This is a genomic window from Mesorhizobium sp. M6A.T.Cr.TU.014.01.1.1, from assembly GCF_004022765.1.
Lineage (GTDB): Bacteria > Pseudomonadota > Alphaproteobacteria > Rhizobiales > Rhizobiaceae > Mesorhizobium > Mesorhizobium mediterraneum.
In genome coordinates this window covers 1-13,638 of sequence record NZ_RZPG01000037.1, presented here as the reverse complement: position 1 = coordinate 13,638, position 13,638 = coordinate 1, and the positions used below count along the sequence as shown (strand labels likewise).

General features: G+C 61.2%; 9 protein-coding genes and 2 pseudogenes. 9 read left to right on the top strand and 2 right to left on the bottom strand.

The genetic code is table 11. The features are described 5' to 3' along the window. Position 1 precedes the first annotated feature (1 nt). The 6 genes from EN885_RS29895 (at position 2) to EN885_RS29870 (ending at position 6,906) form a co-directional block, all read left to right on the top strand. On the top strand, positions 2 to 601 hold the full coding sequence (locus tag EN885_RS29895; protein WP_128243884.1) for a hypothetical protein: 600 nt from the start codon (positions 2 to 4) through the stop codon (positions 599 to 601). Beyond that, positions 602 to 3,943, top strand: a complete 3,342-nt coding sequence (locus tag EN885_RS29890) for an ATP-dependent helicase (protein ID WP_128243883.1) — start codon at positions 602 to 604, stop codon at positions 3,941 to 3,943. It abuts the gene before it with no gap. 160 nt (positions 3,944 to 4,103) lie between these two features. Next, positions 4,104 to 4,574 (top strand): hypothetical protein, encoded by a 471-nt coding sequence (locus EN885_RS29885; RefSeq protein ID WP_128243882.1) that lies wholly within the window; start codon positions 4,104 to 4,106, stop codon positions 4,572 to 4,574. Further along, complete coding sequence (locus EN885_RS29880; protein WP_128243881.1) at positions 4,574 to 5,050, top strand: hypothetical protein; 477 nt, start codon at positions 4,574 to 4,576, stop codon at positions 5,048 to 5,050. The genes EN885_RS29885 and EN885_RS29880 overlap by 1 nt, the downstream gene beginning before the upstream one ends. A gap of 127 nt (positions 5,051 to 5,177) precedes the next feature. After that, complete coding sequence (locus EN885_RS29875; RefSeq protein ID WP_128243880.1) at positions 5,178 to 5,522, top strand: hypothetical protein; 345 nt, start codon at positions 5,178 to 5,180, stop codon at positions 5,520 to 5,522. Continuing rightward, the gene (locus tag EN885_RS29870) at positions 5,515 to 6,906 is read left to right on the top strand and encodes a thiamine biosynthesis protein ThiF (protein ID WP_128243879.1); all 1,392 of its coding nucleotides are present in this window, start codon (positions 5,515 to 5,517) and stop codon (positions 6,904 to 6,906) included. Before EN885_RS29875 ends, EN885_RS29870 begins: the two co-directional genes overlap by 8 nt. A 525-nt stretch (positions 6,907 to 7,431) precedes the next feature. Here the strand turns inward: EN885_RS29870 and EN885_RS33715 are convergent. Beyond that, positions 7,432 to 7,755 (bottom strand): hypothetical protein, encoded by a 324-nt coding sequence (locus EN885_RS33715; protein ID WP_164897942.1) that lies wholly within the window; start codon positions 7,753 to 7,755, stop codon positions 7,432 to 7,434. Between the two features lie 183 nt (positions 7,756 to 7,938). On the opposite strand from EN885_RS33715, the gene EN885_RS29865 reads away from it, so the two are divergent. From EN885_RS29865 to EN885_RS34410, 3 genes and pseudogenes are all read left to right on the top strand, one after another. Next, positions 7,939 to 9,912, top strand: coding sequence for a PD-(D/E)XK nuclease family protein (locus EN885_RS29865; protein WP_164897941.1), 1,974 nt, complete (start codon positions 7,939 to 7,941; stop codon positions 9,910 to 9,912). Next, positions 9,909 to 13,220 carry a UvrD-helicase domain-containing protein gene (locus tag EN885_RS29860; RefSeq protein ID WP_128243877.1) on the top strand — a complete coding sequence of 1,104 codons (3,312 nt, stop codon included), beginning with the start codon at positions 9,909 to 9,911 and terminating at the stop codon, positions 13,218 to 13,220. Before EN885_RS29865 ends, EN885_RS29860 begins: the two co-directional genes overlap by 4 nt. Positions 13,221 to 13,328: 108 nt before the next feature. Further along, positions 13,329 to 13,472 (top strand): annotated as a pseudogene (locus tag EN885_RS34410) (transposase); the annotation flags it as partial. A 48-nt stretch (positions 13,473 to 13,520) separates the two neighbouring features. Here the strand turns inward: EN885_RS34410 and EN885_RS29850 are convergent. Then, positions 13,521 to 13,638 (bottom strand): annotated as a pseudogene (locus EN885_RS29850) (IS630 family transposase); the annotation flags it as partial.

Sequence of the window (13,638 nt, the reverse complement as noted above, 5' to 3'; positions counted from 1 at the left end):
CATGAACAGCAACCCAATCCCTATGGATCAGCTTGACGACATACTGGCCGGCGTGCACCTCGAGCTCGAGGACGGCGCTACCGCTGACCGCATCAATCAGATCGCAAACGAGAACCCGCAACTGCGCGCCGAGATTCTGGCCTTTGCCGCCGAATGGTTCGCTTCGGATGGAAGTGATTTGTCGGACGACATCCTTACCGTTCAGCAGACAGTTTCGGAGCATACAATATTGTTGGAGCGGTTTTGGCAGCTGACGATGCCTGCTGCCATCGACCCGTTCGAGAAACTGTCAACTGATGACCTACAAGCATTGGCTGAACGATGCCGCGTCGACCTGATTATCCTGCGTCAGCTTGTCAGGGGCCGCATCGACGAGACCACCATTCCGGGAAAGTTGATTGCCTGGCTCGCAGACGCCACCGGCGCAAGTATGGCGGACATCTGGTCACATCTGTCATCGGGTCAGATCAACGCCGCGGCCGATTATTTCGCGCCTTCCGGCAGGCGCACGGGTGCGAAGGTAAGCTTCGCCGAAGCGATCCTACGTTCCGACCTCAGTCCAGATGACAAACAGTTTTGGCTCGCGCACCTGGAAGCTTGATTGGACCAGTTTGCAGCAATTCGCGCACTTGCTCGGGCGCTCAGGAATGAAGCCGCACTGTCGGATTCTCTGACTGCGATCGAGGTTGCTCGCGGGGCGGCAAAACATCTCGGGCTCACCATCCGACCACATGATCCGGACTACCATGAGCTGGACGGTGCGCATGGCGCGCTCGACCGCCAGTTCAGATTTATCTTCGTGCGCAATGACTTGGCCGATGACGAACTGGCCGAGGTGCTCGCCCATGAGATTGGTCACTTCAAAGTCCATGATGGCGTGGAGAAGGGCTACTATCCCCGCTCGGAAGCCAATGGCGGGGATCCCAACCAGCGCATTGAGACTTATGGCATCAAGGAGCGCCGGGAGGCCCAGGCCAACAGTTTTGGACGAGAGCTGGTTTTGCCGCGGCCGCTTGCCAAGCAACTATTTCTGCAAGGAATGAACGCCAGCCGCATCTCTGAAGACCTCAAGGTGCGCTATGACACCACGCTGCAGCAACTTGCCGACGGCCTGCTTCTGCCTGACCTACAGCCTACGGTCGAGACGTCCAGTCCCGCAAACGACAATTGCAATGAGTCACAGGCCCGCGCGGTCGAACATCGCGGGTCGCCATTCCTGCTTGGGGCCGGGCCTGGAACCGGAAAGACCAAGACCCTCACCGCCAGGATCGTCTCCCTGATTAAGGACAAGGTCCCGCCAGAGAAGATCCTGGCTCTCACGTTCTCGAACAGAGCGGCACTGGAACTGGCCGAACGGGTCCAGCGCGTAGCGGGCTCAAGTGCCGTCAATGTCTGGACCGGAACATTTCATGCTTTCGGATTGGACACGATCCGCAAGCACCATTCGCTCTTCGGCGTCTCGGACGATCCAAAGATCGTCGACGCCAGTGAAGGCGTGGCAATGCTTGAGGAGGTCCTGCCAGCGCTTGATCTGAAGCACTACCTCAATCTCTTCGAGCCGGCGCTGGTGCTTCGCGACATATTGCGAGCGATCGCACGCGCCAAGGATGAATTGTGGAGCTGGGAAGACTACGCGCGGGCTGCCGAACAGATGCACGCGAGGGCACACTCGGATGACGAGGTGGTGGCTGCCGAGAAGGCGCGCGAAGTAGCGCTGGTCTACGAGCACTATCAGAACCAGCTCATCAAGGACCGGGCTGTCGACTACGGCGATCTGATCATGCGACCGACATTGTTGATGCGCTCGGACCAGGATTTTCGGGAGGGAATGCGCAAGCGCTTCACCCACGTCCATATAGACGAATACCAGGACGTGAACCGCGCAAGCGCGATGCTTGTCAAGGAAATCGTTGCAGAAGGCAGCAATCTGTGGGTCGTAGGCGACGCCCGTCAGTCCATCTACCGGTTCCGTGGCGCATCCGCGGCAAACATAGCCAGGTTTGAAGCTGACTACTCCGTGGGAACAAGGGACGGCCTGGAAGAGAACTACCGCTCAAGCGAAGAAATCGTCGAGGCCTACACGGCCTTTGGCGCCACCATGAAAGTCAGCGCCTTCGCAGGCACCAGCACGCTGCATGCCGCAATCGGTTCGATCGGTGAGAGCCCATCCATTTTTCCATGCGCCGACACCCAGGCCGAGATGGACGTCCTTGCCGGGTCAATCCGCGAGCTCGAGGCAAGAGGCGTTTCGCTTCGCTCCCAGACCGTACTTGCCAGAAGCAACGGCTCGCTTGCCACTGTTGCGGAGGAGCTCGAGGCACGGGGAATACCCGTTCTTTATCTCGGGCCGCTTTTTGAGCGCGCAGAGGTTCGCGATCTGCTTTCCCTGCTTTCGATCATTTCCGACAGCGCGGGCACCGGCCTAGTGCGTATCGCTGGTCTTCCCGAATATCGCATCCCCCTGGAGGACGTGCTGAATGTCATTGGGGCCGCACGCACTACCGAGCAGCGGGTTCTCGATCTTCTCAGAAAAATAGAGAGCTTGAAGGAAATTTCAGCGGCCGGGCTTGCCGGACTGATGATGTTGGCCCGCCACCTGCAAGGGACCACCCAAGGCACGACACCCTGGCTAGCGCTTAGCCGGTTTCTTTTTGACACAAGCGACTATGTAAGGACGGTTCTGTCGGGTCAGTCGCCGTCCGATGACCTGCGTCGAGTCGCTGTGCGCCAACTCCTCGATGCGCTGCGCGCCATGCCCCTCCACGGTAAGGGAACACCGATCCGCCGCGCCCTTGATCGCATCCGCCACATGATCATGCTTGCCGACGAGCGCGACCTCAGACAGCTCCCGCCTGAACTGAGCGGGCTGGACGGGGTGCGCCTTATGACCGTTCACGCATCCAAGGGCCTGGAGTTCGAGGCCGTCCACCTGCCGGGGCTTTACGCTGGAGCGGTTCCCGCACCAAACCGACCGCCGGCCTGCCCCGCGCCGGTGGGAATGCTAGGCCCGGAGGAGGAGGACGCTCACGAGGCGGAGGAGGAGTGCGTCCTCTTTGTTGCCATGTCGAGGGCAAAGAGGCACCTCAGACTCTATCGGCCGACCATGCGAAACGGCCGGAAGGCCAACCCATCAAAATTTCTCGAGCGGGTTCCCGTCGGCCCGGGTCATTCCCTCGCCGGTGTGATCCGCAAATTGCCCCCGCCGAGCTACCACCCTATTCGTCTTCCGGCTGCCCCTGATGAGCTGACAGCAGATGATGTGGAGCGCTACTTCCAATGTCCGCGCCGCTTCTTCTACGCGCGCGTCCTGGGCCTGTCACAGCGATCCAAGGCGAGCGCATATCTTGCCGCGCATGGCTGCGTGCAAAAGGTGATAGCCTTCGTTCGTCAACTCGGCGAAGGCGTCGAATATGATCGCGCCGAAGCCGCTGCGATTTTTCACCAGGCGTGGCGTGAAAGCGAGCTCGAAGAGCACATGTTTGGCGCTGCATATCGCAAGCTGACCATGTCGATGCTCGATCGGTTGCACGCTTCGGCGGCTGGAGCGGCCGCCACCAATGGCCGCCTCTCCACGGCCATCGGTGGCGAGATCGTCGGCCTGGAGGTGGACCGCGTCGTTCGCGACGGCGACAACCACGTTGTCAAGACAATCCGTTCGGGGCGGCAATCGACCGGTGATGCGGATCGGCTGTCAGCGACCCTTCTTCTCAAAGCCGTCGAAGAGACGCTCGGCCCACAGACCCGTGTCGAGAACCATTACCTGCTCCTAGGCTCCGTCCTTGAGATTGGCCAGACAAAGGCGAAGTTCGACAAGCGTCTGGACGACTGCGAGGCGGCGATCGCAAACATTCGGGACGGGCTCTACGAGCCAAGGAAGGACGATTTCCGCTGCCCGCGCTGTCCTTACCTCTTCATTTGCGCCGCGCCGAACGCCGAAGCCTGACCGGGACCTTTCCTCGCCAGCACCGTTTGGCGGCCGAAGCACCGGCGGCGAAATCAATCCTCTAAAAATCTTGGCAGCGGCCTTTCCGCTTTCACTGAGCTCAGCCGATCCAATGTTCAAGGGCGGCCTGTTGCCGTGCCGGAACAGAGGAAACTGATAGATGAAGACTGTAATCTTTTTCGCGGCCGGAGCCGAGCCTCCCGATCGCCTCGAACTGGAAGGGGCTGCCGTCGTCGGGGATCTCCTTGCCTTGATGAAGGAGCGCGGTATCGATGTCGCCGAGCTCCTGATTTTCAAAGAGGACGACGACGAGCCCCTGGAGAACCACCACCCGCTCCATGGCCATGACCACCCGGTGTTCCATGCCCACCGCTGCCGCAAGGTCGACGTCACGGTCCACTACAAGATGGAAGCCTTCAAGCACAAGTTCGCGCCCTCGGCGACGATCGCCAAGGTGACGCGCTGGGCCGTGGAAAAGGCTGGCCTTGGCAAGGAGGAGGCCGAGGAGCACGTCCTCCAGATCCATGGTAGCCGCGTGCAGCCGCCGCAGAATGCACATCTGGGCAGCTTCACCGGCGAAAACTGCGCCGTTATGTTCGACCTGGTCCGCAAGAAGTTGGTGCAGGGCTGATGGCGGCCTTGGCGACAGCCGAGGAAAGGGCGTTCCAGGAACACCTGGAGCGCCCTGATTTCCAGCTCGGCACGATCAAACAACAATGGCGCTTGCTGCGCGTGGCATGGCCGACTGCCGACTTCGCGATAAGAGCGCGCGACGGCACCGAGTGGGGGTTCCGTTTTCTTCTGGACGGCTATCCAGCGCAACTGCCGAACGCCAGGCCTTGCGACATGGAGACCGGCGTGCCGCTTGCCGCAGAATATTGGCCGAAGGGTTCGGGCCGGGTGGCGGCGGCGTTCAATTCAAACTGGAACGCTGCTGCCCTTTATTTGCCGTGTGACCGAATGGCGTTGCCTGGGCACGAGCAATGGATCGTGGAGCATCCCGAACTGCTCTGGAGGCCCGCCCGCGGAATTGTTCATTATGTGGAGATCATCCATGACCTTTTGGCTTCGTTCGCTTATTTCGCGCCTGTTCGGCCAGCGGCCTGATCTCTCGATCCCGGTCGACCTGTGGCTCGAACTTCATCACGGACTGCGAGCGCGTGGCGGCAACCACCGGGAAAGCGGAGCTTTCCTTCTGGGACCGAATACTGCGCACCGCAGGATCACCTCTATCGTGTTCTACGACGAGATCGATCCTCACGCGTTCGATACCGGCATCATCGAGATCGACGGCGGCTCGATGGCCGATTTGTGGAACATCTGCCGTGAACGTGGCGAGGTTGTCGCGGCCGACGTTCACACCCACCCCGGCAGTGCCGGGCAAAGCGAATCTGATCGGCTGCACCCAATGATCGCCGAGCCGGGTCACATCGCGATGATCCTGCCCCGCTTTGCCGCCGAGCCGATCAGGTTCGAGGAGATCGGGCTCTATCGCTACCTGGGCCGTTTTCGCTGGACCGCACTCAAACGGTCGCTTCTGCGGCCCACACTGCGCATTGAAGGAACAATCCATGGCTGAAGATATCATTGACACCCTGAACAGGTCCGCAAAGCTGTTCATGGACCGCGGCACGGCCGCTACCGCGGAGGAAGCCGAGCAGCGGTTGCATTCTTTCCGGATGCATCTTTTCATCGGCGAGAGCGCAGCCTCGAGTCCGACCCATCAGGCGGCGCTGCTCACCGCTCTCAATTGCGCTCGCCGCACCTTCCTAGGCGGCGTTACGGTGTCGGGCGTCCTGGACGCGCCTTTGACGTTTCCGGTCGTTGCCGGTGCGACCCTGGCTGACGCGGTAGGACACCTTCAGGGCATCGTCGTCGAGGACATCCCGCAAGGCGTTCCGCTTGTCAGCATCGGAACTCCGCCGGCGAGCGATCGCACGGGTTTTGCTATCAGAACAACATTCGAAGGCTGGCGAGCCGGCCTGGTGCCGTTCGACGCCCCCGCCCTTCCCGACTCTGCCGAGTTTGCTCCCGCTGGCGTGCTTGCCGGAGCGCTGGCCGTGTCGGAAGTCTTCGCCCATTTCGATGGCGAGCCGATGGCAGGCTACAGATCGATCGGAATGTCGCTATGGGATCTCAAACGGTCCGCCGATTGGAGATCGCCGGCGTCTGATGGGCCTGTCGCGGTACAGTTCCCATCGGATTTCTGGGTGATTGGGCTTGGCCATCTCGGCCAGGCTTTCCTATGGACGATCGGGCTCCTGCCTTTTGCCGATCCGTCAAATGTCCGCATGTTCCTTCAGGACGTCGACCGGGTCGGGCCGTCGACCGAGAGCACATCCGTTCTCACTTTCGCTACAGACGCCGGGCGGCTGAAGACCCGCATCTGCGCTGACTGGGCTGAGGCCCGCGGTTTCCAGTCCAGGATGGTCGAGCGGAGGTTCGCTTCCGATCTGCGTGTTGGCCACGGCGAACCCCTGCTGGCGCTTTGCGGCGTGGACAACCCCCAGGCGCGAGCCATCCTCGAAGGCGCGGGCTTTACGACGGTTTTCGAGGCCGGCCTCGGTAGCGGCGTGGAAGATTTCCGCCTGATCAGGACTCATAGTTTCCCAGCGCCAAACAAGGCGATCGGCATCTGGGCCGACGGCCCGGAAGTGGACGAGGAGGGGCCTCAAGGAAATGCGCCCGTTGCCCTAGCTGAGCGCCCGCCTGCTTATAAAAATCTCCATGATCGCGGCGACCTCGACGAATGCGGCCTGACGCGGTTGGGACAAGTGGCGGTAGGCGCTCCCTTTGTCGGTATGATTGCTGCTGCCGTCCTGATTTCGCAAACGATCCGTATGGTCGCCGATGGTGTTCGCCCCACCGTTGCCAATTTGGATCTCAGGGCACTACAGCATCGCAGCCTCGTGCTGCGCGAAGCTCATGACATCGTTCTGTTTGGCACCGCCGGATCGGCCTGAACAGGATGTCCGCCCAGTCGAGATACAAGTTCCCCTGCCGTTTCTCAAAACCTTTGAATTTTCGAAGATCAGCCAGGCGATATCTGGCTGTCTCGTCGACCCCCTCGAGCAAGAACGTTGCCGCGCTCCTGGCAATCTCGAAATCCCTGACCGAAATCATCCATTGTCGTACGCGATTGTAGATTTTTTTCGGGGATGCTCATGAACGCGCCTCGTTGGAACGATTTTGGAGCTTGGCACGGCGTCAGAGTCTGGTGATCATGGCAAGGGCATTGTTTGCAAACTGAACCCATCGTCTTTCTGCATCTTGATTTGGACCCGGCGGCAGGGTCAAGCGAAGACCAAAGCTGAGGTTCCGGAGAAGACATGACCGAAGGCCCGTCTCTTAAGAGCGTGCTCGTGCAAGGATCGCTGGCTTATGCGATGCGCCGCGCTTCGGCGGCACGCGATAGCGAGCATGGGCTGCAGATCATGACGGCCGCGTCTCTGGCGGCGCGCCTTGCAGGTGGCCTGCTGCGGCCTGCTTCACGCGAAAGTATCGAGGTCGGCGTGCGCACGGCACTGGCTGGTGCGGATCTGCTCGACGAGATCTATCCAATACGCGATCTTCCAGGCGCGGCAAGAGCTGTCCTGCGCACACTTGGGGATGTCTGGCGCGCCGGTTATGACCTCCGAAGCGCAGACGCAGCGTCTAAACCACGTCTGCGGGATCTGGCGCGGATCGAAGATGAAATGCGTCTTCATCTGCAGCCGGGAGAGTTGCTCTTGCCCGATCTTTGCCGGTTGGCGCGCCAGGCCGTGCCATTTGGCCCGCGCGTGATTGGATCGCTTTGTCTTGAAGGGGTCCATGCTGTCGATCCAATCTGGCGCCCGCTGATCAACGATTTGTGCGACACCATCGATGTCGAGTGGATAGCGCCGCCTTGTTGCGATGCGGCTTGGTTTGAAGGCAGGCTCCGGCAGGCTTCTAGGGGCCAGGGAACTCGACGCGACATCAGTTGCGCCGATCCCTACCACGAGGCCCTGAAAGCCATGCGCTGGGCTCGCGCGCTACTTTCCTCCGGCAAGGCCAAAGCAGGCGAAATCGCGATCGCAACGACGGCTCCCTTCGCATGTGATGACTATATGCTGGCGCTGGCGAGCGGCTCCAGCCTGCCGCTCTGTTTCGTGCATGGCCGGCCCGCGCTTGCAACCAGGGACGGGCAGCGATGCGCGGCACTTGCCGACGCTCTGCAAGGTGGCCTTGGCCAGGCGCGCATTCGCAGGCTGCTGGCGCTCGCCGTCAACCAGGGAACCGTCCTCGATGGCCTGCCCGATGGCCGTTTGCCGGTCTCAAGCGAAGCGTCGCTGTCGAGCGCCGCAGAGTGGGAGCGGGCGCTGGCCGCCAACGCGTCAGTTTCATCGATCCTGATGCCTGTCATCAGGCTGCTGGAAATGGGAACAAGCCAGGCCGAAGCAGCCGGCAAGCTGCTGCTTCGGGGACGGGCCCGCAATCTTTGGGACGATGCGCTACGCGCCGCGCCGGCGTCAGCGCTGATGTTTTCACTTCAGGCGCTGCGTGTGGCCGACGACCGCGATCCAGCCGATTCAATAGCGTGGTGCTCTGTTGACCAGCTGGCCGCCGCGCCACGCCGCTTTGCCTGGCTGATGGGGCTCAATACCAAGTCATGGCCGCGCAACAGCGGCCGTGACCCTATGCTTCCAGGTTACATCGTGCCGCGGGCGCTGATCGATCCAGATCCGCTGGAAACTTCTGACCGGCGCTGCTTTGAAAACGTCGTGGCGACTGCGCAGCTGGCGGTGCTGTCTAGCGCCAGGCTTTCCGGGGACGGCAAGCGTATCGGGCAAAGCACGCTGCAAGCATCGACCGAGACTTTGGAAATTGTGCCGCGCGAGCAGCCGGCGCTTCACGCGCTTACTGAAGCCGATCGGCTGCTGGCCCGGCCGCAAGATCACGCCGACAATCGCATGGTGAGCTCCGCAATGGCGGCCTGGAACGACTGGCGGTCCGCAAGGCTGACGCCCCATGACGGTATGGTCGGCGGCTCACACCCTGCTCTGTCGTCGCTGCTTGGAAAGCCCCAGTCCCCGACATCTCTGTCGCGGCTGTTGCGCGACCCGCTGGCCTATGTCTGGTACTACGCGTTTGGCTGGCGCGACCTGGTTCACAAGGAACGTGGGCTTATCCTTCCAGCCGACGACATGGGGCGGCTCGTCCACGAGCTGTTGCGAAGGACAGTCGACCACCTTGAGCCGGAGCCTGGCTTCAAGGCGGCCGCGCGCCACGACGTCGAGGACGCATTGGCAACCGCGGCCGCTCATGTGCTTGCGACTTGGCCGCTTGAGACCAATGTTCCGCCGCCAGTTTTGTGGGAAAGCACAGTCCGGCAAGCGGTCAAACTCAGCCTCGCCGGCCTTACCTTTGAAACGTTGACGGAGGCCGACACCCGCTCCTGGACGGAAGTCCCCTTCGGCGGCGGCGCCCGCGAGGCCGCATTAAGAACACCTCTGCCCTGGGATCCCGAGCAGCCGGTCGTCCTGCCGGGTACCGACATCCGCATTCAGGGTGCGATCGACCGCCTTGATCTTCGTACCGTCGCCCAGGCTGTTCGGGTTACCGACTACAAGACGGGCCAGAGGCCCAAGGCGCCGGACAAGATAAATATTGGCGGCGGCGCCGAACTGCAGCGGGTGCTCTATTCGCTTGCCTGCCGGCAATTGCTTCCAGACATCACCAGGGTTGCTGCCCGGCTGATCTATTTGCGGCCACCGGTGAAAGCTTATGCGCTTGAGAACGGACAGCAGCTTGGGGATCTTGTCGCGAACTGGGTAAGGCAGGCGCGCATCGTGCTTGAAAATGGCGTCATCTATCCAGGCGTTGCGGTGATGCCCGAACGCTTCGGCAAGATCGCTTTGCCGGCGTCGGCCAGTTACGTCGACCGGAAGTCGAGCGCCATAAGAGAGGCTGCCGGTCGCGACCTTGCCGCATTCTGGGGGTCGAAATGACAAGCAGGCCGGACGACCGGGAGCGCTGGCGCGCGCTGACAGACTTGGACGCCACGCTCCTTGTCGAGGCATCTGCCGGAACGGGCAAGACGTCGTTATTGGCAGGGCGCGTCGTGATGTTGCTGGCAGCCGGGCGCCTGCCTTCAAGCATCGCAGCCATTACCTTTACCGAGCGAGCCGCCGGCGAATTGCGGGAGCGAGTGGATAAGTTCGCCAGCATGCTGATCAACGGCATGGTGCCGAAGGACCTTGCACCGGCATTTAGCGAGCAGCCGCTGCGTGACGATCAAATCGAAGCCCTGCGCAATGCAAGACCACAGCTTGGCGATCTGACAGCCTCAACGATCCATAGCTTTTGCCTCGAGATATTGCAGAGCTACGCCGTGGAGGCACGCGTCGACCCGGGCGCCGTCGTCATGGACGCCGAGCAGACCGATCTTGCCTTCAAAAGCATTTTCGATAACTGGCTTGGCACAAGGCTCGGGCAGGCATCACGGCCTGGCGACCCAATCGTCGTGATGGCCGCCGACGATCCGAAGCTGGCGGTCAAGACACTGACGGCGCTTGCTAGGTTTCGCCGCTCTCATCCTGAAGCAAGGCCACTCACGCCCGCTGCCTATGGCGGCTTGGTGCATGAGCTGTTCGACGCCATCGCTGAATTCCGGCGCTGGATCAGCCGGGTGCCGGCCCCCGATGAGGCATTTGAGGATGTCACGGCTTTCGAGGCGCTTGCCAACGCAATCTCGGATGCGCGCTCGGATGGGCTGCCGTTCTCGCAACTGTGGTCACTGGTTCAGGTCAAGAGTCCGACCCTTTCGCGACGCGATGGCCACAAGCTCGCGCGCTACAGGCTGCGGCAAAACCATTGGGACCATTCAGCCGGCAAGAGCCAGGGTCCGTTGCTGACGGAAGAAGGAAGGCAGCACTACGAGCGTTGCGCGCGATTGTTCGGCGATTGCATGGCAACGATTGCCGATACGCTGCTTGCGGGTTTCTTCGGTGAGACAGACGGGCTTCTCAAGGCCTTCGAGACGTTCAAGCGCGATGCGGCGGTTTTGGATTTTGACGACATCTTGATGCGCACGCGCGATCTTTTGCGTTCGAACGAAAAAGTCCGTGAAGATGTCGCCAAGCGTTACCGGCACATCCTGGTCGACGAATACCAGGACACAGACCCGGTCCAGACAGAAATCTTGTTCCTGATCACGAGCGAGACAGGCAGCGCGGTCGCATGGGAAGAGCGCATCATGCGGCCGGGCGCATTGTTCATGGTGGGCGATTCGAAACAGGCGATCTATCGCTTCCGTGGTGCGGACCTCAAGACGTATCTGGGCGCACGAGCGGCGGTAGAGACCCAGTTTCAAGGCAATGTCCTTCAGATCAAGGCAAACTTCCGATCGGGAAAGAGCATCCTCGAGCATGTCGACCAGGTTTTTGCGGAACGCTTGACCATGCAACAGGGCGGCTACGTCACGCTGGCGGCGACAGTCGCGGAAGACCTGGACCGGATCCAGAGCGTCGCGCGATTGAGCTACGACGTTGCCCCCAACGCCTATGCCGACACCATCCGCGATGTCGAGGCAAAGGCCGTCGCCGAGCTTTGCGGCAGGCTGATTGGAAATGTGATGGTGCGACGATCGAGCGGCAAAATTGCCTTGGCCGAGCCCGGCGACATTGCGCTTCTGGCACCTCGCCGCACGGGGCTCTGGCGATATGAGCGCGCCCTGGAGGAACTGGCGATCCCGGTCGCTTCCCAAGCGGGCAAGAACCTTTACCGGCGTCAGGAGACGCAGGACTTCGTTGCCTTGGTCAGGGCGCTGGCCGACAGCCGAGACACGTTGGCGCTGGGAGCGGTTTTGCGAGGCCCTCTTATCGGACTGACAGAAAAGGACCTTCTCGACATCGCCACCGCTCTCAAACAGCACGACGAAAAGGCCTTCCTTGACCTCAACACCGATCTGTCGCTTGTCCATCACCCGGTGGCCAGAGAGGTTCTTACGATCCTGCAGGATCTGTGGCGAAAGCGCCGCTCAACGACGCCCCACGCAATCCTTTCAGAAGCGATCGAGCGGCTGCGCGTAATGCCCAGCATTGCTAGCCGAAGCGATGAGGAACGGGCACGCTCCCTTGGCAATATCGGCGCCTTGCTGGAGCAAACACGCAGCTACCATGTGCGCGGCCTCAAACAGCTGGCGATCGATCTGGCCGTCGACTGGGACGCCGGCGCGCCGACGGATGAGGCCCCATCCGACGCCCAGCGCAACAGCATTGATATCGTCACGGTGCACAAGGCGAAAGGATTGGAATGGCCCGTGGTCATCCCGATCAATTTCGTCACCATGCCGGACGATGCAAACGACTTCTTTCACCGCTCAGCCGACAACAGCGTCCACTGGACGCTGGGCGATATCATTTCGAGCACGCTTGATGAGACAGTTGCGGCCGATCGAGCGGAGGCGGCGCAGGAACATGAGAGGCTGTTGTATGTCGCATGCACCCGCGCCCTCGACCTGCTCGTTCTTCCCGCGCCCGGCTGGTCACCTCTTGGCGGCTGGGCAAAATTCCTCGATCTGGGCCAGGCATCGCTTGCCGAGATAAGACATCCTGCCTCAAAGCCCCGCAACATGCGGTCACCACTGACCACCAGCAGTCAGACCTCGCAGCTGTTTGCCGAGGAAAGCGAGCGCATCGAGGTCTCCAACCCGCGCATCAGATGGCACCGACCGAGTATCGACGATGTCGACCGCGAGCTCATCGACCGGGCAGGAATCGACACGTCAGAAAGTGGCATTCAATCCATACCGGACGCCCTTGTTGAAGGTGCAGGGGCGCTCCGCGGCATTATCTTACACAAATTGACAGAAGAGCTCCTCACGCAAGTCGTTGAGCCAGACACCAACCATTTGGAACGCCGTGCCCAAGTCCTCGCGGGCCAGCTGATTACCGCAGATGCAGCAAGACCAGATCCGGCCGAAATGGCCGCGACCGCGATGCGCACTTTCAAGCTCCCTGGCTTGAAGCCCTATATAGCCAACATGGTGCCCGAAATCCCCCTTTACGGCGTCCGATCTGAAACATTGCTCGTATCTGCCCGTGCCGATGCGATAGCCTTCGACGCTGGCGTCGCTGTCGCTGCATTCGACTGGAAGAGCGACATTGCGCCATCGCCGGCCGACCGCCAGGCCTATGCGGTCCAGTTGCTGGAATATCTCGAGCTTCTGGCGCTTGATCGGGGCGCAATTGTCTTCATGACTTCAGGTGAAATCCAGTGGGTCAACCGCAAACGCACAACCAGCGACAGCGAATAGGCAGCTGGCATCGCGGCCAGATTCGCCGATCTGCGCCAGTTGGAGCAGCGCATCAACGACGTGACGAGGGAGATAGCAGCGATCGCAGACCGAGAAGATGTTGCCCGCCGGCTCATGACGATCCCCGGAATCGGAGCATTGGGAGCCACCGCGCTACTGGCGGCCGTCGGCACCGGATGCCAGTTCCAGAAGGCTCGCGACCTCGCCGCATGGCTGGGGCTGGTCCCTCGAGAATACTCGACCGGAACCGAACACCCCATCTCTTCACTGAAACGGCTGCGCTTCATTCTCTAGAGTCTTTCACGTTTTGACGGAAGCGTACCCGGCGTTTGCGAAGTAGTTCTTGCATTCGCCGGGTTCGATCGTTGCGACGAGATGGCCGATGTGTCGCCAAGTGTCCTCGATGGTGCGTTTCTGA